Source organism: Bradyrhizobium sp. YCK136, from assembly GCF_044570075.1.
Classification (GTDB): domain Bacteria; phylum Pseudomonadota; class Alphaproteobacteria; order Rhizobiales; family Xanthobacteraceae; genus Bradyrhizobium; species Bradyrhizobium diazoefficiens.
In genome coordinates this window covers 8,428,689-8,455,614 of the sequence record NZ_CP172424.1, presented here as the reverse complement: position 1 = coordinate 8,455,614, position 26,926 = coordinate 8,428,689, and the positions used below count along the sequence as shown (strand labels likewise).

Below are 26,926 nucleotides of genomic sequence, written 5' to 3'. Positions count from 1 at the left end.
GAAATTTACGAATGGGTAAGATATGAGAGCTGATCTCGCAGTGAGCTACGGCGAAGAAAGACTGCCTCGCTACACGAGCTATCCGACCGCGCCGCACTTCTCGCCGGTCATCGACGCCGGTACCTACGCCCGCTGGCTGTCCGAGCTCCCGGCCGGTGCCAGCGCGTCACTCTATCTGCACGTGCCGTTCTGCCGCGAGATGTGCTGGTATTGCGGCTGCCATACCCAGATCGTCCGGCGCGACGATCTGATTGCGGCCTACCAGCGGACGCTGCGCAGTGAGATCGCGCTGGTCGCCGAGACCATCGGCCGCCGCATCAAGGTCGAGCATATCCATTTCGGCGGCGGCACGCCGACGATCATGGCGCCCGAGGCTTTTGCCGAGTTGATGGCGGCGATGCGCCAGGCGTTCTTCGTACTGCCATCGGCCGAGATTGCCGTCGAGATCGATCCCCGCACGCTGACCGCCGACATGGTCGAGGCCATGCGGCTGTCCGGCGTCAATCGCGCCAGCCTGGGGGTGCAGAGTTTCGACCCCATCGTGCAGCGTGCGATCAACCGCATCCAGAGCTTCGAGCAGACGGCGGCCGTCGTCGACATGCTCCGGCGCGCCGGCATCGCGGGAATCAATTTCGACCTGATCTACGGGCTGCCGCATCAGACCGTCGCCTCGTGCCTGGACACGGTGCGGCGCAGCCTCTTGCTCGCGCCCGATCGCTTCTCGGTGTTCGGCTACGCTCACGTGCCTGATTTCAAGAAGCACCAGCGCATGATCAACCAGGGCGCGCTGCCCGACGGCCCGGCGCGTCACGACCAGGCCTGTGCGATCGCGAATGCCCTGAAGGAGGCCGGTTACGTGCAGATCGGGCTCGATCATTTCGCGCGACCCGACGATTCCATGGCCGTGGCCTTCGAGGAGCGGACGCTGCGGCGCAATTTCCAGGGCTATACCACCGACCAAGGCGAGGTCCTGCTCGGCTTCGGCGCGAGCGCGATCGGACATCTGCCGCAGGGTTACGTCCAGAACGAGGTGCAGATCGGCGCCTATGCGCAGAGCATCGGCGCCGGCCGCCTCGCTACCGCGAAGGGCTATGGGCTCACCGACGACGACCGGCTGCGCGCCGACATCATCGAGCGCATCATGTGCGAGTTCAGCGCCGACCTCGGTGATATCTGCGCGCGCCACGGCGCAGAGCCCGAGGCGATGCTCAAATCGGCGTCGCGTCTGAAACCGCTGATTTCTGACGGCGTCGTGAGGCTGGACGGCGACCGGCTCGCGGTCGCGAACGACTCGCGCTTCCTGGTCCGCAGCGTCGCCGCCGCGTTCGACGCGCATCTGGATCCGGGCAAGCAGCTGCATAGCCGGGCGGTGTAGCTGCGTCATTCCGGGGCGCGCCGCTTGGCGCGAACCCGGAATCCATTTCACCGCACAGCTTGCTGCCCGATGGATTCCGGGTTCGCGCCATTCAAGTCGGCCGTTGCCGACTTGGATCTTAGAGTCTTCCGAACTCGGGTAAACCCGGGTTCGGTGGCGCGCCCCGGAATGACGAGCCGAGGAACTGGCAACAGCTTGCGCTCCAACAAAGAAACCACAGCCCGCTCCGCTATCGTCGTTTCGGAACGGAGTTGTCCATGCCTTTTGGATCCGACGATCTGGTCGATGACATCATGCGCACGGCGCCGCACACGATCCGCGTGTTTCTTGCTTTCAGGCTGGCCTGCGTCGGCTGCCCGATCGCAACCTTCCACACGGTGGAAGACGCCTGCCGCGAGCACGGCATCGACCGCGACAAATTCCTCGCCGCGCTCTGCGACTGCGTGCCGGCGTGAGACGGTCTGGAATTCGCGCGGGCCGCGTGCGGATTCCCGGGTGAGGGAGCGCTTTCGCCGTAAGCGAAAGCGGCTCTCACCCCAATCTTCGGGAGCAGGGTGAACCTGCCGGCGCAGCCCTCATGGCGCGCCGCTATCGGGGCTCCGCTCCGCCAGCACGACGATCCTGTGCGGTTCGCGCAGGATGATGCGCTGGCGGCCGCTCTCGACGAGGCCCTGCTGTTCCCAGCCGCTCAGGATGCGGCTCACGGTGTGCAGCGTGGTGCCGGTCATCTGCGCGATGTCCTGGCGGCTGATCGGGAAGTCGATCTCGATGCCGTGGTCGAGCTTCTTGCCGGATTGCTTGGCGAGGCGCAGCAGCGCATGCGCGATGCGTTGCTCGACTTGCTGGGTCGACATTTCCAGGATGCGGGTGTGGCTCTCCTGGAGCCGCGTGCCGACGGTTTGGAGCGTGTTGGCGGCCAGCGCCGGAAACCGCTCGACCAGTCGCGGCCAGGCCGAGGTCGGCCAGATCAGCACCACGCTGTCGTCGACAGCCATCGCAGTCGCGGGGTAGCGCCCGGCTCCGATCGCCATCGCGAGCCCGAAAGTCTCGCCGGGCGCGACGTAGCGCACCACGATCTGCTCGCCGGTCGGCGTGGTCTTGGCCGCGCGGACATGGCCGTGCAGCAGCAGGAAGAAGGACTGCGCGTCTGCGCCCTGCTCGAAGATGGCGCTGTTCTTGGGATAGCGCGCCGAGCGGGCCTCGCGCAGGATCTCGTCCAGGGCTTCCGGCGTGACCCCGGCAAACAGCGGCAAATGCGCAACCAGCGATGTGTCGACCTTGGCCATTCTGCCTCCTCCTTGGCGCTCTGGAGTGTGATGGCACCTGCAATCGTCCGGTAGTTTGCGATAGCGCAAAACCCGCCGGCCGGGGCGGCAGTATTTTTCCAAGCAACGGTCTGAATTTACAGGAGTTGCCCCCATGGCTGGCGCCCGATCCCGCAACTTTGCGGGCTGGCCGCTGTTCGCGAACAGCTTTCGGCCCTTTTTCCTGCTCGCCGCCATCCAGGCAGGGCTCTCGATCCTGGCCTGGCTGCCGATGTTCTACGGCGAATTGTCGGTGACGTCGGCCTTCGCGCCGCGCGACTGGCACGTCCACGAGATGCTCTATGGCTTCCTGCCGGCGGTCATCACCGGGTTCCTGTTTACGGCGATCCCGAACTGGACCGGGCGGCTGCCGATCCAGGGCACGTCGCTGGGCGCGTTGCTGGCGGTGTGGCTGGCCGGCCGCCTCGCGGTGACGCTGTCCGCCGAGGTCGGCTGGGCGTTCGCGCTTGTCGTCGATGCCGCGTTCCTGGCGCTGGTCGTCGCCGCCGCGACGCGCGAGATCATCGCGGGCGGCAATTGGCGCAACCTTCCCGTGGTGATCCTGGTGCTCGTGTTGCTCACCGGCAATGTCGGCTTTCATCTCGAAGCGCACTACGCGGGCGCGGCCGATGTCAGCATCCGCGTCGGCATCGGCGTGGTCGTGCTGCTGATCGCGCTGATCGGAGGCCGCATCATTCCGAGCTTCACCCGCAACTGGCTGGTCAAGTTCAATCCCGGCCGCCTGCCGGTCCCGTTCGGCCGCTTCGATGGCTCGGTGATCGCATTGAGCGCGTTGGCGCTGATCTCGTGGATCGTGGCGCCGTTGAATGTGGTGACCGGTGCCGCGATGGCGCTCGTCGGCGTGCTGCATCTGGTGCGGCTTGCGCGCTGGGCTGGCGACCGCACCTCGCGCGAGCGGCTGCTCCTGATCCTGCATGTCGGCTATGTCTTCGTGCCGCTCGGTTTCCTCCTGCATGCGTTGGCCGTGTTCGGTGCGTTGCCGCCGAGCGCGGGGATTCACGCCTGGATGGCGGGCGCCGCCGGAACGATGACGCTTGCGGTGATGACGCGTGCGAGCCTCGGCCACACCGGACAGACCCTGACGGCCTCGCCGGCGACGCAAGGTATCTACGTCGCGATCATCGCCGCGGCGCTGGCGCGGGTTGCTGCCGTGGTGTGGCCTGCGCATGCCGATGCACTGCTGCACATTGCCGCCTGCGGCTGGGTCGTCGCCTTCCTCGGCTTTGCGATTGCGTTCGGCCCGCTGCTCGCCGGCAGCAGCCGGCGCGCACTGGCCATCATGGGCCTGCCCGCTCCGGCACGATAGAGCTAAGCCGCGGATGCCGAAGGCACGTCGGCCGGCTTGGCCAACGGGCGCACGCCCTTGCGCCATGCGGTGATGGTGCAGCCGAAGCGGCCACGGAACCAGCGGGCCATCGCGCTTTGCGCGGAGAAGCCGAGCTGCGCGGCGATATCGGCCAGCGGCCGGCCGGGGTCGTCGATCAATTTGACGACGAGATCGGCGCGCTGCGCGTCGAGGATGGCCGAGAAGCTGGTGCCTGACGCGGCGAGGTGGCGGTGGATGGTGCGGCGGGTGCAGGCGAGATGCTCGGCCACGCGCTCGACCGTGCAGTCGCCGCTGGCGAGCAGCAGGCGCACGACCTCGTCGACCTTCTCCTCCCAGCTTGCCGGACGCGTCTCGATCGCCTCGATCCGCTTGCGCAGATAGCTCGCGATCAGCGGATGCGCGCTCGGGATCCGGCGCTCCATGTCGTGCACCGACAGCAGGATCGCGTCGTCCTCGGCGTTGAACGTCACGCGGCAGCCGAAGAAGTCGCGGTAGCGCTTGCGGTCGTGCGGCGGCGGATAATGCAGATGCACCTCCTGCGGCCGCCAGTCATGACCGAACAGCGACTGGATGATGCGGTGGACGCTGCCGAGCGCCATGTCGATCGACTGGCGCGGCGCGCTCGGCTGCCGTCCGCGCAGATGCAGTGCGACGGTCACGGTCTGCTTGTTGCGTGCAACGTCAAGCCGCATGCCGTCATGATGGATATGGATGAAACGCGAAAACGCCTCGATCGCTTCGCCGACGGTCGCCTGTTCGCGCACGATCAGGCCGACCGCGCCGAAGTTGGTCAGGCCGCCGCGTTCGGCGAGGCGCAAGCCGAAATCTTCGGCGCCGGACATCTGTGCCGATAGTTCGAGCAGGCGGCGCAGGCCGGTCACGGCAATGGGGGTATCCGGCTTGTCGAGGCAGGTCAGCGGCAGCCTGACCTTGCGCATCATCTGTTTGGGGTCGAGCCCGACCGACCGGGCGACCTCCGGGTAATAGCTCAAGCCTGCGCTGCGAATGAGGTCGGTCATGCAAACCGTTCCTGCCAGCCATTCCCGCAGATGTCCCGAAATGTAAAGTTTCTGTCCCGTTCCGTCAAATCCAGGAACATGACGGAACATACATAAGGGAAACCGAAGCACGGGCGTGAATGCCGTGCTCATGACGCCGGGCGCGATGAGGCCCCGGCCGTCTCGGATCATTTGACCAAGACATTGCTGGATCGGGATTATGCCGGGGAACATGCTTTCCAAGGGCGAGGTATTCGTCATCGACACCGACGCCGCCTCCCGCGAACAACTTTCCGCCGCGCTCCAACAGAGCGCCTATGACGTGATCTGCTTCGCCGACGGCGCGTCCCTGCTCTCGGAAGCGAGGGCGCGGATGCCGGCCTGCGTGCTGCTCGAGATGCCGCCGGATCGCTCCGCCCTCGACGTGCTCAGGCGGCTGCGCGAGGAGAATTGCATGGCGCCGGTTCTGGTGACTTCGGCGAACGGCAGCATCGCCATGGCGGTCGACGCGATCAAGAGCGGCGCGGCCGACTTCATCGAAAAGCCGTTCCGCACCCGCGACGTCGTCAACCGGATCGATGCCGCCATCGACGAGTTCGGGCAGCCCAACTCAAACCGCCAGCGCTGGTTGCCCGGCTGCGAGCCCCTGACGGCGCGCGAAGGCGACGTGCTCGAGCACCTTGCGGTCGGCCTCACCAACAAGGAGATCGCCCGGCGCATGCATCTGAGCGCTCGGACGGTGGAAGGCTACCGTGCCAGCATTCTGAAGAAGGCCGGCGCCCGCAACGTGACCGATCTGCTCCGCCGCATCTTCGGCCAGGGTTCGCCGACCCAAATGTAAAGCTCGGCGCGCGACGCGTTCCGCGGCCATGGTGCCGCCGCAGCGGCGCCCCACGGAAACCCCAATCGAACCAGTTCCTTCCCTGCCGCGTCTCACCACGATGGCGAGGCATTTGATCGCGCGTCCGGCTGGCGGCGCAGCGATCCCGGCAGGAGGGACTTCATGCGCATCACCGCAAAATGTCTGGCAACGACGAGCCTGGTTCTGGTGACCACGGCATTCGCGTTGCCGTCGTGGGCCGCCGATGTGGACGCCACATCGGCCATCGATACCGTCACGGTTTACCCGGATGGTGCCACCGTCACTCGCATCATCACGGTCGACCTGCCGTCCGGTGACTCGACGCTCGTTGCCAAGGACTTCCCGCTTGGTCTCGATACCTCCTCCATCCGGGTGGAGGGTGAGGGTGGTGCAAAGCTCACCATCGGCACGATCGATGCGCGAACGCCGCGTGCGGCGCCGGTCAACCTGCCCGAGCTGGACAAGCGCATCGAGGCCCTGAATGACCAGCGCGCCGACCTGCAAGGCGCGATCGACTCAGCCAATGCCCGGCGCAAATTTGCGGAGCACTTTGCGGAAGCGTCCCCCGCGGGCATCGGCGACAAGGGCGAGGCGCGGCCGATCGCCGAATGGCGCACGGCCTTCGCCGCGGTCGGCGAGGAAATTGCGAGCGCCGATACCGCTGTTCGCGACGCCACGCGCAAGATGCGCGAGATCGATCGGCAGATCGCCCAGCTCGAAGTCGAGCGCAAGGCCAAACCGCCGAGCAAGCTCGAAGTCCGTATGGACATCGCCGCGCCGGCCGCGGCCAAGGCGACGTTGCGGGTCACTTACAATGTGCGTAACGCGCGCTGGCTGCCGCTTTACGACGCCCGGCTCGACACCGGCGCGCCGACGACAAGGTCAAGATCGAGCGCGCTGTGCTGAAGCGCAACGAAGGCTCGGCCGGCTTGCTCGTCACGACGTCGAAGACCGACGAGCGTTCGTTCAAGACCACCGTTCGCAACGGTCACGACTTTCCGATTCGTGTCGCGATCGAGGATCAGCTGCCGGTCAGCGAGAACGAGGACATCGTCGTCGAGATGCTGCCCTCGACCACGCCGCCGACCGCGAGCAACATTCGCGACAAGCGCGGCGTGCTGGAATGGTCGTTCGACGCCAAGCCCGGCGAGGTCAGGGACGTCAACTTCGCCTGGCGCATCCGCTGGCCGAAGGACAAGGGCATGGTGATCGTGCCGGCGGGTTAAATCCTCGCCGCAGACGCAGCCGCCCGCATCGATTGCGGCAGCACGTAAGGAACGCCGTCGGCCTGGTGGACGACGGCGTCGATCTCGAAGATGTCGCGGATGGTCTCGCGCGTGACGACCTCGGTGCGCGGGCCGTCGGCGGCGAGCTTGCCGCCGCTCAGCACGACCAGCCGGTCGGCGAAGCGGATCGCCAGGTTGAGATCGTGCAGGATCGCGATCACGGCGGTGCCGGTGCCAGCGCGGCGGCGCGCGGCCTCGACGAGGTCGATCTGGTGGCGCAGATCAAGGCTCGAGGTTGGCTCGTCCAGCAGCAGAAGCCCCGGTCCATGCTCGGCCTCGCCGCAGGCGAGCTGCACCAGCACGCGGGCGAAATGGGCGCGCTGCTGCTCGCCGCCCGACAGCGTCGGCAATTGCCGTTCGCGGAAATGCGCCAGCCCCACCTCGTCCAGCGCGGCATCGACGAGCCGGCCTGCCTCGCGCGCGCTGCGGTCGCCTGCGCCCATCAGCACGATCTCCTCGACGGTGAAGGGGAAGGTGACGTTGATGTGCTGGGACAGCATCGCGCGTCGCGCGGCAAGCTCGCGCGGCGTGTAGCTGCCGATGTCGCGCTGCTTCAGCCATACCTCGCCCTGGCTCGGACGGAGGTCGCCGGAGAGCAGCCGCAGCAGGGTCGACTTGCCGGCGCCGTTCGGGCCGATGATGGCGACCATCTCGCCGGCCGCAACCGTGAGGCCGACGCCATCCAGCAGCTTCGCGCGGCCGGCGCGCTTGCTTAGGTGTCGCGCCTCGATCACCGCGCTCATAGCGAGGCGAGCCCGCGTTGCCGCAGCAGGATCCCCAAGAAGACCGGGGCGCCGACCGCCGCGGTCAGAATGCCGATCGGCATCTCCGCCGGCGCCACGATGGTGCGCGCCAGCGTGTCGGCGCCGACCATCAGGATGGCGCCGAGCAGCACCGAAGCCGGCAGCAGCAGGCGATGCGCCGGTCCGATGACGAGGCGAAGGAGATGCGGCACGACGATGCCGACGAAGCCGCTGATCGACACCGCGACCCCGGTCATGGCGGAAACCATGACGATCGAGATCCGCTTGAGGCGCTCGACGTCGACGCCGCCGTGAAAGGCGTCAGCCTCGCCAAGCACCAGCAGATCGAGGCCGCGTCCGATGAAGGCGCAGGCGGCAAGCCCGATGACGAGGATAGGCGCCAGCACGGCGGCCTTGGTCCAGGTCGCGCCGCTCATCGAGCCCAGCAGCCAGAACGTGATGTCGCGAAGCTGGCGGTCGTCGGCGATGAACACCAGCAAGCCAATGCCGGCATTGGTGATGGCGGTGATGGCGACGCCGGCGAGCAGGAAGATCGCGATCGAGGTCCGCCCCGCGCGGCTGCTGATCCCGTAGAGGATCGCGGTCGTAGCCAGCGAGCCTGCGAAGGCGGCGAGCGGCAATAGCTCCGTCTGGAGGACGCGCAACGTCTCGCCGAAACGCGAGTCCGTGAAGACGATCGCGCTTGCAGCGGCCAGCGCGCCGCCGCTGGAGACGCCGACCAGGGCCGGATCGGCGAGAGGATTGCGGAAGAGGCCCTGCATGATCGCACCGGCCGCGGCGAGAAGTCCGCCGACCATCGCGGTCGCCACAATCCGGGGGATGCGGATCGACCACAGCACGAGCTGGTCGCGTGCCGTCATGGCATCGGCGGTCGTGCTGCTCATGACGCCGAGCGCAGCAGGCAGCCGGGAAAGGGGAATGCCGGCTGCGCCGACCGTCAGGGCGACGATGGCGGTGGCTGTGAGCACCGCGAGCAGAAGCGGAATCGCGAACGATGCTGACCGCCGTCCCGCGCTTCGTCGCAGGCTCCGTGCCTCGGTTCCGATCGCGACGCTCATTGCCGGCAATTCGCCGCTGACAGAGCCGACGTGAACGCGCCGCCCGGGTCGGCCAATGCCGGATAGAGCTTGACGGAGAGATCGCGCGCGGCCGCCGCCGTGCGCGGCCCGAAGCCGAGCAGATAAAGCCCGTCCATGGTGATGAAGCTCTTGTTGGCCGCGACCGGCGTCAGCGCGAAGCCGGGATGGGCATAGACCGCGTCGGCCTGGAGCGACTCCTTGCCGCGCTCGATCGACAGCACGAATTCGGGCCTGGCCGCCACGATCGCCTCGTCGCCGATGATCTTGTAGCCGTCGTAATCGTCGACCGCGTTGGCGGCGCCGGCGAGCTGGATGATCTCGTCGGCTGCGGTCTTGTGGCCGGCGACCATGGCACGCCCGTTCTGCAGCGACATCACAAACATCACGCGCACCGGCTTTTTCACCTTGGCGCGCAGCGCGCGGAGCTGGGCGAGATCTGCGCCGACTGCGGCGCTGAGGCATTCGGCGCGTGCATCCACGCCCATGGCGTGGCCGACCAGCCTGATCTTCTCGATCAGGCCGTCCTCGGAAAAGGTTTCGGGCACCAGCACCAGCGGCACCTTCGCCGTCTCCAGGATGTCCATGGTCTCGCGCGGGCCCGATCCCTGGATCGCCAGGATCAGCGTGGGATTGAGGCCGAGCACGCCCTCGGCCGAGATCTGGCGCATGTAGCCGACGTTGGGTTTGTCGTGCAGCGCCGCCGCCGGATAAAGGCTCGTGGTGTCCACGCCGACCAGCCGGCTCTCGAGCCCGAGCGCATAGAGGATCTCGGTGATGGCGCCGCCGATCGAGACCGTGCGTGCGACGTCGGCAACAGGGACGTCGCGATTGCGGGCGTCATGCACGGTGATCCCAGCGGCGTGTGCGGCGGATGCGACTGCGATCGTACCGGTCAGCAGGATCTGTGTGAGGGTGCGGCAAAATGTCATTGCAGGTTACTTCGTCAAGATCAGCTTGTTCTGCGAGGTCAAACGCAGGCGATAGGCGTCCTCGCCATGCGCGATGGTGATCTCGCGCTCGTGCGCAAAGAGCTCGCGGCTGTCGATCCGGCTCCCGCGCACGGTGAGGGTTCTCGTTGTCGCGGAAGGACTTTCTGCCGGCCCTGCCGCGCCGCTGCCGCTGTCTCCTGATTTTGCTGACATTGCCCGTGTGATGCGCCTTCGAAATTTCAGATGCCGCCTGTTTGTATAGGCGGCATCAGGCGCATTCCAACGGTGGAAATTTACAATCGATATAAACTGCAACCTGACGTCATTGACCGTCAGAGTGTTGCCACGTTACCAATCATGACAGCGGGCAACATGCCCGCGTCTTAAGAAGATCAGCCAGCCAGTCGTTCGCTTTGCGAACGCACGCCAGCCAAACGACTCCAAAAACTAAAGTGAAGTGCAGGCTGGGGCTGATATGGCTGACGGGGCTAAGTATTCGCGCGCCTTGATTTTGGGTGCGTCGGTGGTTTCAATCGCGGCATTGGCGACGGAGAGCGGTCTCGCGCAGACCGCATCGCCGCAGGCCGAACATGGGTCGCCGGAACGGCCGAAGCAGGCCAAGCGCAAGCCGGCCAAGCCGCTGGCTGCACAGCAGGCAACGCCTGACGCCTTGAACGCCCGTGCGCAGGCGGGCAGCGCCGCGCCGGTGCAGACGCTCGACACCATCACGGTCGCCGCAACCAAGACCAGGGAGCGAGCGATCGACGCGCTCGCGCCCGTCAGCTCGATCTCGCTCGACCAGATCCAGGGTCTTCAGCCGAACCGGCTGTCGGACGTCTTCTATTCGGTTCCCGGTGTTTCGTTCCAGGAGCGCGGCGACGATCCCGCGACCGTTATCAACATTCGCGGCTTGCAGGATTTCGGCCGCGTCGCGGTCGTGGTCGACGGCGCGCGGCAGAACTATCAACGCACCGGCCACAATGCCAACGGCTCCTTCTTCCTCGATCCTGAATTGATCGGCGGCGTCGACGTCGTGCGGGGACCGACCGCCAACATCTACGGCTCCGGCGCGATCGGCGGCCTGGTCTCGTTCCGCACCAAGGACATCAACGACGTGCTGCGTCCCGGCGAGCGCTGGGGTGTCGATCTCTCGGGATCCTACGGCTCCAACAACAATCGCGGCCTCGGCTCGGTATTCGGCGGCGTGCGCGCCACGCCCGATGTCGATATCTTCGGCGGCGCGGTCTACCGCACGCAGGGCAATTACAAGGACGGCAACGGCACCGAGATCGGCAACACCGGCAACCAGGTCGAGGCCGGCCTGATGAAGCTCACCGTGCGGCCGGCCCTCGGTCACGAGGTCAAGTTTGGCGCCGTGTTCCAGGACTATCAATACGATATCGGGCAGTTCAATCGCGGTCCGACGACCACCCAGGCGCTGATTGCGTTGAATCGCGGGTCGTCGGTCTACGCGTCCGATGCCAAGAACTACTCCGGAACCGTCACCTGGAACTACTCGCTTCCGAGCGACAATCTGTTCGACTGGCACATGTCGGTCTACGGCAATCGCACCGACAACGACCAGACCAAGACTTATCACTACGGCACGACACCATCGGCCTATTGCAACGGCGGCTTCGGCAACAACGTCTCGGGCTGCGTCGGCGACAAGCGCGGCTACGTCCTCAATACGTATGGCGTCGACGCCAACAACACCACGCGCTTCAACGTCGGCGACTGGCGCAATGCGCTCACCTGGGGCGTCGACGGGTTCCAGGACGACGTGATCACGACCGACAGCCGCGGCAATTCCAACATCACCACGCCAAGCGGTATCCGCACAGTGTCGGGTGGCTTCCTCCAGCTGAAGCAGAATTACAGCACCTGGTTCGAGGCGGTGAGCGCGATCCGCTACGACCGCTATAACCTGGATTCCGGCAAGACCAGCACCGGTGGCGACCGCTTCTCGCCGAAGATCACCCTGGGTGTGACGCCGGTTCCGGGCTTCCAGCCTTATGTCAGCTATGCCGAGGGCTATCGCGCCCCATCGATCACCGAGACCGTGATCTCGGGCGCGCATGCGACCGGTGGCGGACCGGCCTTCTTCGTCTGTCCGGACGGCACGGCCGGCCTGTTCTGCTTCCTGCCCAACCCGAACCTTCGTCCCGAGGTCGGCAAGAACAAGGAAGTCGGCATCAACCTGAAATACGACAACATCTTCAGTGCCAACGATTCGTTCCGCGGCAAGATCAATCTGTTCCGCAACGATGTCGGCGATTACATCGACCTCGTTGCTTCGGCGCCGGTCGCGGTGCCGCCATTCGGCTCGTTCAGCCAGTTCTATCAGTACCAGAACATCGCCAATGCTCGCATCCAGGGCTTCGAGGCGGAGACGATGTACGATGCCGGCGACTGGTTCATCGGTGTTGCCGGTCACTACATCCAGGGCAAGAACGTCGCGACCAATATCGGGCTTGCGACCATCACCCCGCGCAAGGTCGTCACGACCGGCGGCGTCCGCCTGCTCGATCGTACGCTGATCCTGACGGCGCAGTGGGCCTCGTACGGTCCCAACAACGACGTGCCCGCCGGCTATCTGCCCGCGACCGGCTACGAGCTGGTCAACCTGTACCTGACCTACAACGCGACCAGGGACATCGTGTTGTCGGCCTCGATCGACAACCTCTTGAACCAGTACTACCGGCCTTACGCCATTCCCGGCAGCTCGACCGACGGCACCACGCAGAACGACGTGCTGTGGTCGAGCCCGGGACCGGGCAGGGTCTACAAGGCCGGCATGAAGATCCACTTTGGAGGTGCGTGAGCCGACAGGCGTCGCAACGCCAGCCATCTCCGCCGGGCCGCGCTGATGCTCCAGCGCGGTTTCGGCGCGTTTTCATCTTGATCAGAAGGAGAGACTTTTATGTTCATCGCCATGAATCGTTTCCAGGTGAAGAAGGGCGCGGAGACCGCGTTCGAAACGGTCTGGGCCACGCGCGAATCCTATCTCGGCACCATGTCGGGCTTCGTCGAGTTTCATCTCCTGAAGGGCCCCGAGGCCGAGGACCACACGCTCTACTCGTCGCACACCACCTGGGTCGACAAGGCGGCGTTCGAGGCCTGGACGCGCTCCGAGGAATTCCGCCGCGCCCATGCCCGCGCCGACAATCGGACCGGCGAGAGCCTCTATCTGGGCCATCCCAAGTTCGAGGGCTTCGAGGTGATCCAGAGCGAAGGCAAGGCCGCGGCCGCCTGAGGCCGCGACGCAGGAGAGGAGCTGGACATGTTGAGCACCGATCTCGCCGATCTCAAGGCGTACATGGCCGACAATCCCGGCGCGGTGATCGAGGACGTCGCGCGGGGGCGCAATGTCACGCCACGTGCCGTGATCGAGGCACTGCCCTCGTCGATGGTGCGCATGGGAGGCGGCGAGCATTTTGCCGCCGCCATGCAGGACATCGCACAATGGGGCGAGGTCACGCTGATCGTGCACACGGATGACGCGATCTTCGAATTCACCGGATCAATTCCCGCGGGCGAGATCGGCCGCGGCTATTTCAACCTGATGCAGCCGAAGGGCCTGCATGGCCATCTGCGCCATGAGCGTTGCGCAGGCATCGCCTTCGTCGAGCGCCCCTTCATGGGCAAGAATTCGGCCTTCGTCGCCTTCGTCAATGCCGACGGTGGCATCATGTTCAAGGTCTTCGTCGGCCGCGACGAGACCCGGGCGCTGCGTGCGGACCAGCTCGCGCGGTTCCGCCAGCTCGCGGATCGGATCGCGGCATAGCTTCCTTCTGTCTGTCGGGTGATCAGGATGCAAGGCAAGTCCAGGCTTCGGCACGTGATCCTAACCATCGCGCTGGCGCTCGCGCCGGCGCCGGCCTTCGCGATCGACGAAGCGCTGTTGCCGCGCAATCTGTCGCCGTGGGGCATGTTCCTCGGCGCCGACATCATCGTGAAGACGGTGATGATCGGGCTGGCCGTCGCCTCGGTGGTGACGTGGACGGTGTGGCTCGCCAAGACCGTCGAGCTGCGCCGCAAGAGTGCGCTCGCCGTGCAGCGGACGCGCGCGCTCGAGGGCCGGATGAAGCTGGCGGAGGCGGCGGAGCGGACCGGGGACGCCCATGATGCGGTCGCCCAGCTCATCCAGTCCTGCGCGAAGGAGGCGGAGCTCTCCGGCGGCATTGTCGACGACGGTCTTCAGGAGCGCGTGGCGCTGCGGCTGGAGCGGGTCGAGGCGGCGATGTCCAGGCAGATCGCGCGCGGCACCGGCGTGCTCGCGACCATCGGCGCCACCGCGCCGTTTGTCGGCCTGTTCGGCACGGTGTGGGGCATCATGAACGCCTTCATCGGCATCTCCGAGAGCCACACCACGAGCCTTGCGGTGGTCGCGCCCGGCATCGCGGAGGCGCTGCTTGCCACCGCGCTCGGCCTCGTGGCCGCGATCCCGGCAGTCGTGATCTACAATCATCTCGTCCGCGGCATCGCCAATTACCGCGCGCTGCTTGGCGATGCCTCGGCGCAGCTGATGCTGCTGGTGAGCCGCCAGCGCGATATCAGTGATTTCCGCCTGGCGCGGGCGGCGGAGTAGGCCATGGCGGCAAAGCTCGGCGCAGGTCCGGGATCGCCGCTCAAGCGCGGCGACCCCGGTGATCTCGACGTCACCCATGAGATCAACGTCACGCCGTTCATCGACGTGATGCTGGTGCTGCTGATCATCTTCATGGTGGCCGCACCGCTCGCCACCGTCGACATCGGCGTCGAGTTGCCGGCAACCGCCGCCGAGCCGGCGCCGCGGCCGGACAAGCCGGTGTTCGTCACCGTGAAGCCGGACCTCTCGATTGCCGTCGGCGAAGACGTCGTGGCTCGCGAGGCGCTCAGTTCCTCTCTCGACGCCGCCACCAGGGGCCGCAAGGACGAGCGCATTTATCTCCGCGCCGACAAGGCCGTCTCTTATGGCGATCTGATGGAGGTGATGAACAGCTTGCGCAATGCCGGCTACTTGAAGGTCGCCCTGGTCGGCCTCGACGGACGCAGCTGATGGCCGCCAACGCCTTTGTCCTGCACGAGCCGCTCGGCGAGTGCGAGGGCGCACGCTGGGGCGTCTCGGGAGCAGTGATCGTGGCGTTGCATGTTGCCGTCGCGCTGCTTGCGATGAGCTGGCTGAAATCGCAGCCGGAACAGGGCGTCAGCCTTCCCGCGATCATGGTCGACATGGCGCCGGTGACCTCGGCACCGCAGCTAATGCCGGACGACGTCGCGCCCGGGCCGGTGATGCAGGAGGCCGACGCTTCGCCGCCGGAGCCCGCGCAGCGGCAAGCCGTCGAAGAGACCATCGCGCCGACACCGCCGCAGGACAAGCCTGACGTGGTGGCGCCGCCTGAGCAGAAGCTGGAGCCGACACCAGCCAGGCCGGAGCCCGCGAAGATCGTGCCGGTTGAAAAGCCTGTGCCGGAGAAGCCGAAGATCGTTCGCCGCGAGTCAAAAAAGCCCTCGGAGGCGACGCCCGCGCCGCGCACCAGCGCGCCGCCGCGCGCCGAGCGCGAGGCGCCCATGGCGTCCGCGATGAGCGCGGGCGCGGTGGCCTCGGCGATCGCGTCCTACAATCAACGCGTCCGCGCGCATCTGATGCGTTTCCACCAATATCCGTCCGGTGGCGGCGGTCTGGCGTGGCCAGGCTGAGCTTCACCCTAGGCCGCAGCGGGCAGGTCACGTCGAGCCGTCTCGGCGGCTCCTCCGGCGTTGCCGCCTTCGACGCCCAGGCCATGTCGATGATCCGTCAGGCCTCGCCGTTCCCTCCGTTTCCCGACGAGATCAAGAACGGCGCGATGAGCTTTTCGATCCCGGTGGAGTTTACGGTGAGGTAGGGCGCGGTCTCCACAAACTCCGCCGTCGTCCCGGACAAGCGCGCCCTAAGCGCGCGCAGATCCGGGACCCATAACCACAGGGTCGCGTTTGGCGAAGATTCGTCACCACCATCTCGTGCCACAACTCCGGCCTGGGGTTATGGGTCCCGGATCTGCGCTTGCGCTTGTCCGGACGACGGCGGAGTTTGTGGCGGCTGAAGAGAGACCGTTGCCTTACTTCGCCTTCAGAAAGTCCGCGACCTCGAGCAGCATGAACTCGTCGTCGTCGGCCTTGTTGGGATCGCGGCTGGACGAGAACGGCAGGTTGTTGTCGTTGCCGACGATGATGTGGGTGTCGTCGACGCGATCGACGTTCTCGATGGTGAAGAACGGGAAAGTGTAGACGCCGTCGTTGAGCGGCTTTCTCGCCTTCTTGTCGGGATCCTTGATCTTCATGAGGTCGATATAGCCGATCTTGCGCACGGGCTTGCCGATATTGGCCTCGGTGAGCTCGATCTTGTAGATGCGCTTGAATTTGGCGAGATCAGGAAAGCAGTTGTCGCCGCGAGTGCCCTGCGGGCAGGCCTTGTCGGGCGTGCCTTCCCCATTGTCGCGCTCGATGATGAGGCCGTTGGTTGGATCGATCATGTTGAAATCGCCGATGGCGTTGCCGTTCTGCTCGAACACATATTGCCAGTAGCGGCCGGTGAATTTTTCCGCAGCGACGTCGAATTCGAGGATGCGGGAGGCTTCCTTGCCGTCGACCTTCTCCCAGTCTTTCTTGTCGGCGTCCCACAGCGGGCCCTCGAGCAGGCCGTAGAGGAATTTGCCGTCCTTGGACGAGGCGAAGCCTTCATAGCCCTTGGAGCGCCGCAGGTTGACGTTGGTGTAGGTCGCGCCCGGCGCGCCCGGCGTTGCCACGGCCCAGTTGTCTGGCGAGCGCACCGGCTTGCCGTCGGCAACCGTCTCGAACACGCCCAGGATCTTGCCTGACTTGTCGGCCTTCAGGATGTAGGGGCCGAACTCGTCGCCGATCCAGAACGTGTCGCCGATGATCTGGAAACCTTCGGTGTCGAAATCGGAGCCGGTGAGGTAACGCTTCTGCGTGTCCTCATGGACGATGCGGAACGGCACGCGTCTGTCGGGATCGTGCAGGAAGATCGTCTCTAGCCGCTCGATCTTGCCGCTCGCCCAATCGATCTTGTAGCGGTTGAGATACAGCATCGAATCCGGCGAGTTGGCGCGTGCGCGCATGCCGTTGTCGGTGATGACCCAGTAGCTGCCGTCGGGCATGGTCTTGATGCCGGAATGGCCCTGGAGCGGCTGGCCCTTGAACGGCAGCGATACGCCGGTCGCCCGCTCATAGGATTTGCCCATCACGGTGCCGAGCGCGTCGACGCGCTTGCCGGTGGTGTACTTTCCGGAGGTCTTGAGATCGGCGGGCGCATCCGCCGGCGCGTCGATGAACGATTCGGCCGGCATCACCACGTGGCCGGCGAGCTTCGCCGGGAATTCACCTTCGCTCTGGGCGAGCGCCGTGCTCGCGGTGAGAATGATCGTTGCGACGGTGGCAAGAAAACTCGCGCGCATGTGCGTCTCCTGTTGGCGGACGCATGCCTTATGCGGATCCCTTGTTTCAGTTTTGTGAATGCGGGCCAAAGGCCGCAGCCAAAGCCCCGGCGCGTTGCCGGGGTTTTGTCACTCCTTGCTCGGCGCTACCCGCCGTAACACGGTTTGCCGGCCATCTGATTTGCGCGGCTGCACCGCGGCAGATTTTTGGTCTGTGGTTGCTTGCTGCTCTTCTTGGTTGCAGTCGACGTTCCGGTTTGGGCCTGCGCGCTCGACGCAACGGGGACGAGAAACAGAACAGCGATGACGGTCAACACCAATGTCTTCATGTCAAATGCTCCAAAAAATCAAAAAATAATGTTCTGGAGCCTATGCAGCAGATCGTCGTCTGTAAAGGCGCCCGAGAACGCGATCCGGGCGCGTTTCGTGCGCCTCACAGGCTTGAATTCGTCCTACTCCTTTACCGCGCCGGCGAGGGCGCTGGCTTTGGCTGTGGCGGAATCTCGAAGCTGACCGTCTTGCTGTCGATCACGCGGTGTGTGGGATCGGCCAGCTCGAACAGCACCTTGTGCGGGCCCGGCTTCAGTCCGACCACGATCACGGTCTCGCCACTGGCATCGACAAAATGCCACGGCGCGTCGTCGACCGTAACGTGGACGTGGCCGATGCGTGGCGATACGTCGAGCGCGCCCTTACCGAACACCGGCACCACGCGCAGGTTTTCCGTCGCATACTGGATGAAGACGAGGCCTCGCGCCAACTGCTCGGCGAGCGGCGGATCGACGATCAGCCGGGCGGGCGCCTCGTTTTCGATCGCAACCAGCGGGGAGGGGCCACGCACGTCTCTGGCGGTCTGGGCGACGGCGGTCGCTGCAAACAATGTGGAGGCCGCCAGAACGGCCATGCAGTCGAGGGGGGCGTACATGGCCGTTCCTTCCGAAAGGATCAGGCGATCTTGCGGGCGAGGAAGTCGCGGATCAGCGGGACCATTTCGTCGAACTTGTCCTCGAGCGCGAAATGGCCGGTGTTGATGAGGTGAAATTCCACCTGGGGCAGGTCGCGTTTGTAGGGATGGGCGCCGTCGGCGGGAAAGATGAAATCGTTCTTGCCCCAGACGATCAGTGTCGGCGGCTTGTGCTTGCGGAAGTAGGCCTGCACCGCGGGATACAGCGGCAGGTTGGTCCGGTAGTCGTAGAACAGGTCCATCTGGATTTCGCTGTTGCCGGGACGGTCGAGCAGCGCCTGATCGTGCACCCAGTTGTCCGGTGAAATCCGGCTGACGTCGGACATGCCGTCGGTGTACTGGAATTTCGTGGTCTCCAGCGTGACGAGCTTCATCAACGCCTGCCGGCTCGCATCGGATCCGTCGGCCCAGTATTGCTTGATCGGATCCCAGAACTTCTTCAGCCCTTCGTCATAGGCGTTGCCGTTCTGCACGATCAGGCCGCTGACGCGCTCGGGATGCTTGAGCGCCAGCCGCCAGCCCACGGGAGCGCCGTAATCCATGACATACATCGCATAGCGGGTGACGCCGAGCTGATCGAGCAGGCCGTCGACGAGCTCACCGAAACGGTCGAACGTGTACTTGAACGACGCGCGCGGCGGCATGTCGCTCTGGCCGTAGCCGGGGTAGTCGGGAGCGATCACGTGGTAGCGATCGGCCAGAGCCGGGATCAGGTTGCGGAACATGTGCGAGGAGGTCGGGAAGCCGTGCAGCAGCAGTACCGCAGGTGCGTCCTTCGGACCCGCCTCGCGATAGAAGATCCTGATGCCGTCGACGGTCGTGGTTCGATGATGGACGACCGGATAGCCGCCGCCTTGCGCGCCGGCTTGCGACTTGGCCGATGCAGCCTGCGGAGCCGCGGCAACAGCCATCCCGGACAATCCGAGAATCAGGCGCCGCCGATCGAGCCGGGCTGGCGCCGGTGTGAATTCTGCGATGCTCATGTCGGTCTCCCCGTTAAACTCGGTGGTCGGACGTCAGTCGTCCGCTCCTCAAACGCCTTGGTAGACCAGCCTGGTGAAGAAGCCGGGGTCGATCACGAACTGCCCCCATTGCGCGTCGAAGGCCGCGGTTGGCTTCGCCGCGACGGTTTCGTCCCGGGTGCGTCCCTGCGCCTTCAGGCGGGCGACGTTGTCGCGGATCGCGACCAGCATGTCGCGGAACGCCTGAAGCTCGGCCTTGTTGCTGACCGGCCTGCCATGACCGGGAATGATGATCGTATCCTTGTCGGTCGCCGCGAGATTGGCGTCGCATGCCGCGATCATCCCGTCGATGCTGCCGCCGGTCGAATAGTCGATGAACGGATAGATGCCGTTCCAGAATGTGTCGCCGACGTGGACGATGTTGGCTTCCACGAAGGTGACGGAGATGTCGCTGTCGGTGTGTGCGGGCCCGAAATATTTCAGGCTGATCGAGGCGCCGTTGAGACCGAGCTTGTGGCTGCCGGCAAACACTTCGCTCGGAATCCCGCCGGGTCCGAGCGGAAGGAAATTGTAGTCCCAGTCTTCGACGCGCTGAACGCCGAGGAGGTGCTTCCGGGTGTTCTCGTGTGCGATGATCTTCGCGCCGGCCGAATGCAGCCACTCATTGCCGTCGGCATGGTCGAAATGCCAGTGGGTGTTGACGAGATGGGTGACGGGATCGGTGCCGAGACCGGCCAGCGCATTGGTGAGCTGGGCGCGCGACACGCGGATGCCGGCATCGACCAGGAGCTTGCCGTCGGACCCGGTCAGGACGGCGATGTTGCCGCCGGAGCCTTCGAGCACGCTGATATTGTTGCGAAGCCTGGAGGCCGTGATCGGAGAAATTGCCGCACTGTCCTTGATCAGGCTGACGAGGCCGCGCGCCTCGGCGTAGGCCTCGCGCGGTGTGAGCCATCCGGCGGAGGCGGCGAACGTGGCGCCGCCGACGCAACACAGGCAAAAGCCGCGTCGCGATAACGAATTTGGCGATCCCATGCAATTCTCGCTTTCTCGAGCGATAAATTGACGGCGCCAGCGATCGACCCGCCATCACCGTGACATGATGGGACGGAAGAAGTGAGCAGTCTATCGCGATTGCACGATCGTCGCGTGCAACCGCCGATTACTCCTTTACCGCGCCGGTCAGCGAGGACACGTAGTAATCCACGAACAGCGAGTAGAAGATCGCAACCGGCAGCGAGCCGAGCAGCGAGCCCGCCATCAGCGCGCCCCATTGGTAGACGTCGCCGGTGACGAGCTCGGTCAGGATCGCGACCGGCACGGTCTTGTTGGCGCCGCTCTGGATGAAGGCGAGCGCATAGATGAACTCGTTCCAGGACAGCGTGAAGGAGAAGATGCCGGCCGAGATCAGGCCGGGCACGGCGAGCGGCAGCGTGATCCGGCGCAGGATCTGGAGCCGCGTCGCGCCGTCGACCAGCGCGCATTCCTCGAGCTCGTAGGGGATCGACTTGAAATAACCGATCAGGAGCCAAGTGCAGAACGGCACCAGGAAGGTCGGGTAGACCAGGATCAGCGCCATCGGTGAGTCGAACAGGCCGAACTGCACCACGACGGTGGCGAGCGGAATGAACAGGATCGACGGCGGCACGAGGTAGGCGAGATAGATGCCGAGGCCGACATAGGGGCTGCCGCGGAAGCGCAGGCGTTCGATCGCATAGGCGGCAAGCGTGCTCGCGATCAGCGACAGCGTGGTCGAGCCGATCGCAACCAGCATCGTCGTCCACAGCCAGCGCGGATAGGCGGTGTCGAACAGCAGGTGCTTGATGTGCGCCAGCGTCGGCGAGGAGATCCAGAACGGATTGTGCGCCTTGTAGTTCATCAGCTCGGCGTTCGGCTTGAACGAGGTGATCGCCATCCAGTAGAACGGAAACAGCAGGATCAGCACGAAGCAGCCGAGCGGCAGGTAGATCATCATCAGCCGCCGCAGCCCGGAATCCCAGGCCATGGTGTCGGGCGCCGCCTTGGTGTCGGGTGTGGCTTGCGCGACCGTATCAGTCATTGCTCTCTCCCTGCTGCCAATCGCGGCGCGCCAGGCCGAAATAGGAGAACAGCGTCGCGAACACCAGGAACGGGATCATCGACACCGCGATGGCGGCGCCTTCGCCGAGCTCGCCACCGGCAATGCCGCGCTGGAAGGCCAGCGTTGCCAGCAAATGGGTGGAGTTGCCGGGGCCGCCGCGGGTGATGGCGTAGACGAGCTGGAAGTCGGTGAAGGTGAAGATGATCGAGAACGTCATCACGATGGCGAGGATCGGCATCATCATCGGGAAGGTGATGTAGCGGAAGCGCTGCCAGGCGCTGGCGCCGTCGAGCATCGCAGCCTCGTAGAGCGAGGGCGAGATGGTCTGGAGGCCCGCCAGCAGCGAGATCGCGACGAAGGGAATGCCGCGCCAGATATTGGCGACGATCAGCGAGAAGCGCGCCGGCCAGGGCGAGCCGAGGAAGTCGATGTTGCTCGACCGCCAGTGCAGCACGTCGACCAGGAGATAGGAGATGATCGAGAATTGCGGATCGTAGATCCACCAGAACGCCAGCGCCGAGAGCACCGTCGGCACGATCCAGGGCAGGAGAATGATCGCCCGCAGCAGGCTCTTGAACGGAAAATAGTTGTTGAGCAGGAGCGCCAGCCAGAAGCCGAGCGCGAACTTCCCGAACGTCGCTATGCCCGGGTAGACCACGCTGTAGAATACCGCGTTCCACCACAGGGGGTCGGTGAGCAGATACTGGAAGTTTTCCAGGCCGACATAGTCGCCCTTGCGGCCGATCGTGGTGTCGGTGAAGGCGAGCCAGATGCCGAGGCCGAGCGGATAGGTCAGGAACACCGCCAGCAGCCCGATCGCGGGCGCAAGGCACATCACGATCAGGAACGGCTTGTAGTCGAACAGGCGCACCAGCCAGGACGGCTGCCGCTGGGCCAGGGCGAGAGGGGGAAGTGTGGTCACGGACATCGTGTCGTTGTCCTGTCGTTGAAGGTCACCCCGCCGTCATTGCGAGGAGCGAAGCGACGAAGCAATCCAGACTGCCTCCGCGGACACGCTCCGGATTGCTTCGCTTCGCTCGCAATGACGGCCGCGCCGCCGGCCGTTACTTCTGCCGCCGGAAGCACCGCTTGCAGCGCTGTTCGGCTTCCGCGGCTGCGGCCTCCGGCGTGGCAGCGCCGGTCGCGACCGACGCGCACATCTGAATCAGCACGTAGTCGGCGCTGACGGCGCCGGTCGCCGTCGAGATCGGGCCCCTGTAGCCGTCATAATAGGTGCTGTTCATGGTGTCCTTGAACAGCTTCACCTTGGGGTCCTGCGACCACACGGCGGCGTCGGCATAGGCGGCCAGCGGCTGGGCCCAGTAGCCGGAGTTGGCATTGAGCCACGGCTCGTACTGGTCCTTTTCCAGCATGTATTGCAGGAAGGCCTTTGCGGCGTTGGGATACTGGCTGTGCTTGAACACCATGGCGTTCAACGTCAGGCCGGCCATCGGCGAGATCTTGGCGACGCCCTTCGGCAGCAACTGATGCTCGCTGTCGTCGGCGATCGCCTTGGTCGCCGGATCGTTCTTCAGCGAGAAGTACAGCGAGACGCCGTTGGCGGTCAGCGCGATCTCCTGCGAGGAGTAGGCGCGGTTGTTGCTGACGTCGTTCCACGAGGTCGTGCCGGCGATGAAGGTCGGGTAGAGCTGCTTGACCCAGTTCAGCGCGGCAATCGTCTCCTTGCTGTTGATGGTGACGTTACCCTCTTCGTCGAGCAGGGCGGCGTTGTGTGACCACAGTGCCCAGTTCGCAAAACCGTTGCCGTCGCCCTTGGCGTTGCCGAGCGCGAAGCCGGCCGGCTTGCCGGCCTTCTGCAGCTTCTGGCAGAGGTCGACGATGCCGGCGTGGTCCTCCGGCACCTTGTCGAAGCCGACCGATTGCAGGATCGACTTGCGGTAGATCAGCGGACCCGCGGTGGCGCCGAACGGCAGTCCGATCCAGGCGTCGCTCTTGTTCCTCTTGCCGTAGCGCTGCGCCAGCGGCAGCCAGCCGCCGTAACGCTTGCCGACATAGTCGGCGACGTCGGTCAGCTCGATCAGCTTGTCGATGTAGATGTGCGGCGCGTCGGAGAAGCCGATGATGATGTCGGGGCCGGCACCGGAATTGGCGGTCACCGCGGTCTGCTGGTTGATGTCCTCCCAGCCGACGAAGTCGACCTTGACCTCGACCCCGGTCTCCTTGGTGAACTTGGCCGCGTTGGCGCGGAACACGTCCTCGTCGGCCTGTACGAAACGCACCGGCCGCAGCATGCGCAAGGACGCGCCCTTCTCGATCGCGAGCTTGGGGGCCGGGACATCGGCGGCTTTGATATTGGATGTTTGCGCTGCAACACCGGTGGCCGCGAGCGTTGCAGCGGACAGGCCCAGCGCCAAGGCATCACGACGTGTGATGTCGTTCCTCATCAGTTCCTCCCTGTTGTCTCCCTTCCCGGCGTTGATCGCCGGTGAAGGGTCGTTCCGTCCCGGCGCCTGTTGCGCCGGCCGCCTAGCTGTTCGGTCCGCGATCCATGCTGACGGGCTGCCAGCGGCGGAGCGCGGTGCTTTGCAGCACCGACGGATTGACGCAGCTTACCGGCCACATGCCCTGAAGCACCAGTGACAATTCGTAGCCCACGCGGCGCTTGCGTGCCTCGTCGAACCGTGCCGAGGCCGAGGCGACATGGGCGGTCAGGGTCACGTTCTCCATGCTGAGGATGGGATTGTTGTGCGAGGGCGGCTCCTTCTCCAGCACGTCGAGGGCGGCGTGCGCGATCCAGCCCTCCTGCAGCGCCTTGATCAGGCTCTCCTCGTCCACCGTGGCGCCGCGACCGGTGTTGATGAAGATCGAGCCCTTCTTCATCTGCCGGAAGTGCTTCTCGGTCAGCATGTGATGCACCTCGGGCCGCGCGGGGGCGTGCATCGAGACGAAGTCGGATTGCGACAGCACCTCGTTCAGCGTCGCGGGGATGACGCCGTGGTCGTACATCAGCGTTTCCTGGATGAAGGGGTCGTAGGCCATCATGCGCAGGCCGAAAGGCGCGGCGCGCTTCGCAACCGCGCGTGCGACGCGTCCGAACGAGATGAAGCCGAGCGTCTGGCCCATCAGCCGCGGGATCTTCAGCAACGTCGGCCGGCCCTCGGCCCAGCGGCCGCTGCGCACCATCCTGTCCTGCTCGACCAGGCGGCGGAAGCCGGCGAGCAGCAGCATCATGGCGTGGTCGGCGACCTCCTCGATGAAGGTGTCGGGGATGTTGGTGACGGGAATGCCGCGCGCGGTGGCGGCCTTCACGTCGACGCTGTCCACGCCGACCGAGCCGAGCGTGATGACCTTGCAATGCTCCAGTGCGTCGATGATCGACTTGGTGATCGGGATGCCCTTGGCATAGATGGCGTCGGCGTTTTTCGCGGCGGCAATGAACTCGGCCTCGTTGGCCGGAGCTTCGACGATCTCGGCGTCGATCGGATCGAGCGCCTCGCGCTCGTAGGAATAATCGCTGCCCGCGACCGTGAAGCTCGCGCCCTTCGGCGTCACCACCCTGTATTTCGGCATTTCCTGCTCCCGATTTGGTTTGTCGGTTCTTGTTGCGGCCCGGCCTTCTCGGCGGGCCTTTGCGTCTTTTACGCGAAATCGGGGTGCGTGCGTACAATCGCCGGTTGCCGGCTTGACCATTATTTGCCGGTTTTCGCGGCATCGTCAGGGCTTCTACGGAGGCACGTAAGTAACTTGCTAAGGGGTCACACACTAAAAGTTGATTCAAATAAAAAGGTTTGCGCGAGCCCGCGTCACCCGAGGAGCCCATCGTGAAGTTGAGCAATCTGAAGATCGCCCCCAAGCTTGGCATCCTTGTCGGTGTTACCCTGTTCGGCCTTTGCATCTCCGGAGTTCTCGCCGGCTACCTGATGAAGCAGGAGATGGTGAATGCGCGCATCGACCAGGCCAAGGCGATCGTCGAGTTGGGGCGCAACTACGCCGCTGCGCTGAAGAAGCGCGTCGATGCCGGCGAGATGACGAAGGACGCGGCCATGGCCGAGCTTCGCCGCTACGGCAATGCGATGACCTACGACAACGGCGCGGGCTACCTGTTCGGCACGTCCTATGACGGCATCACGCAGCTTGCCCCCGATCCGAAGCAGATCGGCGCCAACCGCATGGATGTGGTGACCAACGGCCGCAAGCTGTCGGTCGAGCTGATGGATGGCGTCAAGGCCAATGGTTCGATCCTGCTGTATTATGAATACATGAAGCCCGGCCAGGAGAAGCCGATCCGCAAGCTCGGCTACGCGGTCGCCGTTCCCGGCTTCGACATGTATCTCGGCACCGGCGCCTATCTCGAGGATATCGACGCCAAGATGGGGCCGGTCTACTGGCTGCTCGGCCTCGCCATGCTCGGCATCGTCATCGTCGCCGGCAGCGTCGCCTGGATGATCGGACGCAGCATCAGCCGTCCGCTGGCGCTGCTCGGCGCCCGCATGAAGGATCTCGCCGACGGCAAGCTCGAGGGTGACATTCCCGGCGTCGGCCGCGGCGACGAGGTCGGCGCAATGGCCTCGACCGTTCAGATCTTCAAGGACAATGCGGTCCGTATTCGTGACCTCGAGAAGACCGAGGCGGACGCCAAGGAACGCGCCGCGGCGGATCGTCGCAGCGCGATGGAAGAGATCGCCAACGACTTCGAACGCAGCGTCAACGGCATCGTTCGCTCGGTCTCCTCGGCCGCGGCCGGCATGCAGAGCACGGCGCAGTCGATGACGGCGACCGCGAGCGACGCCTCCTCGCGCGCGGCGACAGTCGGCGCGGCTTCGCAGAAGGCCTCCGGCAATGTCGGCACGGTTGCCGCCGCCGCAGAAGAGCTGTCGAGCTCGGTTGCGGAAATCTCCCGCCAGGTGACGCGTTCGACCGAAGTGGCGAGCCGGGCGGTCAACGACGCCGAGCGCACCAACGCCACGGTGCAGGAGCTCTCCACCGGCGCGGAGAAGATCGGCGAGGTGGTCAAGCTCATTCATTCGATCGCGGCGCAGACCAACCTGCTCGCGCTCAACGCCACCATCGAGGCGGCGCGCGCCGGCGAGTCCGGCCGCGGCTTCGCCGTCGTCGCCTCCGAGGTCAAGGCGCTCGCCAACCAGACCGCGAAGGCCACCGAGGAAATCTCCGCCCAGGTCGCGGCGATGCAGACCTCGACCAGCGATGCGGTCGCCGCGATCGGCGGCATCACCCAGACCATCGCCGAGATGAGCGAAATCACCGCGGGCATTTCCGCCTCGATCGAGCAGCAGGGCGAGGCGACGCGCGAGATCGCCCGCAACATCCAGTCGGTCGCGGCCGGCTCGAGCGAGATCAATGCCAATATTGGCAGCGTCACCTCGGCCGCGGAAGCGACCGGCACCGCCGCCACCGACGTGCTCACCAACGCCCGCGAGCTGGACAGCCAGTCCGGCGCGCTACGCAGCGCGGTGGACGGCTTCCTCGCCAAGGTGCGCGCGGCGTAAGGCTGAACGAACTCGCGCGACAATCCACGAATTCGTCATGCCCGGGCTTGTCCCGGGCATCCACGTTCTTGGGACAGTCATTCCGGGGCGAT

General features: G+C 65.3%; 24 protein-coding genes and 2 pseudogenes. 12 read left to right on the top strand and 14 right to left on the bottom strand.

All coding sequences use genetic code 11. The features are described from left to right. Positions 1-22 precede the first annotated feature (22 nt). Together hemN and ACFLEY_RS40815 are read left to right on the top strand one after the other, a co-directional pair. The gene (hemN, locus tag ACFLEY_RS40820) at positions 23-1,375 is read left to right on the top strand and encodes an oxygen-independent coproporphyrinogen III oxidase (RefSeq protein WP_060910278.1); all 1,353 of its coding nucleotides are present in this window, start codon (positions 23-25) and stop codon (positions 1,373-1,375) included. A gap of 257 nt (positions 1,376-1,632) precedes the next feature. Continuing rightward, positions 1,633-1,830 carry a DUF1858 domain-containing protein gene (locus tag ACFLEY_RS40815; RefSeq protein ID WP_011089822.1) on the top strand — a complete coding sequence of 66 codons (198 nt, stop codon included), beginning with the start codon at positions 1,633-1,635 and terminating at the stop codon, positions 1,828-1,830. Between the two features lie 120 nt (positions 1,831-1,950). Here the strand turns inward: ACFLEY_RS40815 and ACFLEY_RS40810 are convergent, their stop codons facing one another. Beyond that, on the bottom strand, positions 1,951-2,661 hold the full coding sequence (locus tag ACFLEY_RS40810) for a Crp/Fnr family transcriptional regulator (RefSeq protein WP_011089821.1): 711 nt from the start codon (positions 2,659-2,661) through the stop codon (positions 1,951-1,953). A gap of 133 nt (positions 2,662-2,794) precedes the next feature. Here ACFLEY_RS40810 and ACFLEY_RS40805 point away from each other — a divergent pair, with 133 nt between their 5' ends. Next, complete coding sequence (locus ACFLEY_RS40805; RefSeq protein ID WP_060910279.1) at positions 2,795-4,006, top strand: NnrS family protein; 1,212 nt, start codon at positions 2,795-2,797, stop codon at positions 4,004-4,006. A gap of 2 nt (positions 4,007-4,008) precedes the next feature. Here ACFLEY_RS40805 and ACFLEY_RS40800 read toward each other — a convergent pair whose 3' ends face one another. After that, entirely contained in the window at positions 4,009-5,046 is a 1,038-nt protein-coding gene (locus ACFLEY_RS40800) for an AraC family transcriptional regulator (protein ID WP_060910280.1), read from the bottom strand. A 199-nt stretch (positions 5,047-5,245) separates the two neighbouring features. Between ACFLEY_RS40800 and ACFLEY_RS40795 the strand changes: the two genes are divergently transcribed. Together ACFLEY_RS40795 and ACFLEY_RS40790 are read left to right on the top strand one after the other, a co-directional pair. After that, positions 5,246-5,866 (top strand): response regulator transcription factor, encoded by a 621-nt coding sequence (locus ACFLEY_RS40795; RefSeq protein WP_011089818.1) that lies wholly within the window; start codon positions 5,246-5,248, stop codon positions 5,864-5,866. A gap of 162 nt (positions 5,867-6,028) precedes the next feature. Further along, positions 6,029-7,113: pseudogene (locus ACFLEY_RS40790) on the top strand (mucoidy inhibitor MuiA family protein). Here the strand turns inward: ACFLEY_RS40790 and ACFLEY_RS40785 are convergent. Genes ACFLEY_RS40785 through ACFLEY_RS40770 form a run of 4 tightly spaced genes read right to left on the bottom strand, consistent with a single transcriptional unit; the run spans position 7,110 to position 10,158 of the window. Next, complete coding sequence (locus ACFLEY_RS40785) at positions 7,110-7,916, bottom strand: heme ABC transporter ATP-binding protein (protein ID WP_011089816.1); 807 nt, start codon at positions 7,914-7,916, stop codon at positions 7,110-7,112. The pseudogene ACFLEY_RS40790 and the gene ACFLEY_RS40785 sit on opposite strands and share 4 nt — an antisense overlap. Continuing rightward, a complete protein-coding gene (locus tag ACFLEY_RS40780) occupies positions 7,913-8,995 on the bottom strand; it encodes an iron ABC transporter permease (RefSeq protein WP_060910281.1) in 1,083 nt (360 codons plus the stop codon). The genes ACFLEY_RS40785 and ACFLEY_RS40780 overlap by 4 nt, the downstream gene beginning before the upstream one ends. Continuing rightward, the gene (locus ACFLEY_RS40775; RefSeq protein WP_211433930.1) at positions 8,992-9,945 is read right to left on the bottom strand and encodes a hemin ABC transporter substrate-binding protein; all 954 of its coding nucleotides are present in this window, start codon (positions 9,943-9,945) and stop codon (positions 8,992-8,994) included. The genes ACFLEY_RS40780 and ACFLEY_RS40775 overlap by 4 nt, the downstream gene beginning before the upstream one ends. Positions 9,946-9,951: 6 nt before the next feature. After that, positions 9,952-10,158 (bottom strand): hemin uptake protein HemP, encoded by a 207-nt coding sequence (locus tag ACFLEY_RS40770; protein ID WP_060910282.1) that lies wholly within the window; start codon positions 10,156-10,158, stop codon positions 9,952-9,954. A gap of 262 nt (positions 10,159-10,420) precedes the next feature. On the opposite strand from ACFLEY_RS40770, the gene ACFLEY_RS40765 reads away from it, so the two are divergent. From ACFLEY_RS40765 to ACFLEY_RS40740, 6 genes and pseudogenes are all read left to right on the top strand, one after another. Then, positions 10,421-12,769: a TonB-dependent hemoglobin/transferrin/lactoferrin family receptor gene (locus ACFLEY_RS40765; protein ID WP_171901202.1), complete on the top strand. Its 2,349-nt coding sequence runs from the start codon at positions 10,421-10,423 to the stop codon at positions 12,767-12,769. Positions 12,770-12,868: 99 nt separating this feature from the next. Then, positions 12,869-13,201, top strand: a complete 333-nt coding sequence (locus ACFLEY_RS40760) for an antibiotic biosynthesis monooxygenase (RefSeq protein WP_060910284.1) — start codon at positions 12,869-12,871, stop codon at positions 13,199-13,201. Between the two features lie 27 nt (positions 13,202-13,228). Beyond that, positions 13,229-13,732 (top strand): heme utilization cystosolic carrier protein HutX, encoded by a 504-nt coding sequence (hutX, locus tag ACFLEY_RS40755; RefSeq protein WP_060910285.1) that lies wholly within the window; start codon positions 13,229-13,231, stop codon positions 13,730-13,732. 27 nt (positions 13,733-13,759) lie between these two features. Next, positions 13,760-14,536, top strand: a complete 777-nt coding sequence (gene exbB, locus ACFLEY_RS40750; RefSeq protein WP_038965517.1) for a tonB-system energizer ExbB — start codon at positions 13,760-13,762, stop codon at positions 14,534-14,536. Positions 14,537-14,539: 3 nt separating this feature from the next. Further along, positions 14,540-14,986 (top strand): TonB system transport protein ExbD, encoded by a 447-nt coding sequence (gene exbD / locus ACFLEY_RS40745; RefSeq protein ID WP_060910286.1) that lies wholly within the window; start codon positions 14,540-14,542, stop codon positions 14,984-14,986. Next, positions 14,986-15,812, top strand: a pseudogene (locus tag ACFLEY_RS40740) (TonB family protein). Before exbD ends, ACFLEY_RS40740 begins: the two are co-directional and overlap by 1 nt. 213 nt (positions 15,813-16,025) lie before the next feature. Here ACFLEY_RS40740 and ACFLEY_RS40735 read toward each other — a convergent pair. The 8 genes from ACFLEY_RS40735 to ACFLEY_RS40700 form a co-directional block, all read right to left on the bottom strand. Continuing rightward, positions 16,026-17,381 carry an esterase-like activity of phytase family protein gene (locus tag ACFLEY_RS40735; protein ID WP_211433929.1) on the bottom strand — a complete coding sequence of 452 codons (1,356 nt, stop codon included), beginning with the start codon at positions 17,379-17,381 and terminating at the stop codon, positions 16,026-16,028. 439 nt (positions 17,382-17,820) lie between these two features. Next, entirely contained in the window at positions 17,821-18,285 is a 465-nt protein-coding gene (locus ACFLEY_RS40730) for a DUF6130 family protein (protein ID WP_060910289.1), read from the bottom strand. 20 nt (positions 18,286-18,305) lie between these two features. Next, positions 18,306-19,307 carry an alpha/beta fold hydrolase gene (locus ACFLEY_RS40725; protein WP_011089805.1) on the bottom strand — a complete coding sequence of 334 codons (1,002 nt, stop codon included), beginning with the start codon at positions 19,305-19,307 and terminating at the stop codon, positions 18,306-18,308. 48 nt (positions 19,308-19,355) lie between these two features. Continuing rightward, positions 19,356-20,321: an MBL fold metallo-hydrolase gene (locus tag ACFLEY_RS40720; RefSeq protein WP_060910290.1), complete on the bottom strand. Its 966-nt coding sequence runs from the start codon at positions 20,319-20,321 to the stop codon at positions 19,356-19,358. Positions 20,322-20,448: 127 nt separating this feature from the next. After that, on the bottom strand, positions 20,449-21,345 hold the full coding sequence (locus ACFLEY_RS40715; protein WP_011089803.1) for a carbohydrate ABC transporter permease: 897 nt from the start codon (positions 21,343-21,345) through the stop codon (positions 20,449-20,451). Then, on the bottom strand, positions 21,338-22,294 hold the full coding sequence (locus ACFLEY_RS40710; protein WP_211433928.1) for a carbohydrate ABC transporter permease: 957 nt from the start codon (positions 22,292-22,294) through the stop codon (positions 21,338-21,340). The genes ACFLEY_RS40715 and ACFLEY_RS40710 overlap by 8 nt, the downstream gene beginning before the upstream one ends. A gap of 136 nt (positions 22,295-22,430) precedes the next feature. Further along, positions 22,431-23,771, bottom strand: a complete 1,341-nt coding sequence (locus ACFLEY_RS40705; protein ID WP_211433927.1) for an ABC transporter substrate-binding protein — start codon at positions 23,769-23,771, stop codon at positions 22,431-22,433. Between the two features lie 82 nt (positions 23,772-23,853). Further along, positions 23,854-24,897, bottom strand: coding sequence for a C-terminal binding protein (locus ACFLEY_RS40700; RefSeq protein ID WP_060910294.1), 1,044 nt, complete (start codon positions 24,895-24,897; stop codon positions 23,854-23,856). A gap of 251 nt (positions 24,898-25,148) precedes the next feature. Here ACFLEY_RS40700 and ACFLEY_RS40695 point away from each other — a divergent pair, with 251 nt between their 5' ends. Further along, positions 25,149-26,834 carry a methyl-accepting chemotaxis protein gene (locus tag ACFLEY_RS40695; protein ID WP_060912880.1) on the top strand — a complete coding sequence of 562 codons (1,686 nt, stop codon included), beginning with the start codon at positions 25,149-25,151 and terminating at the stop codon, positions 26,832-26,834. Positions 26,835-26,926: the final 92 nt, after the last annotated feature.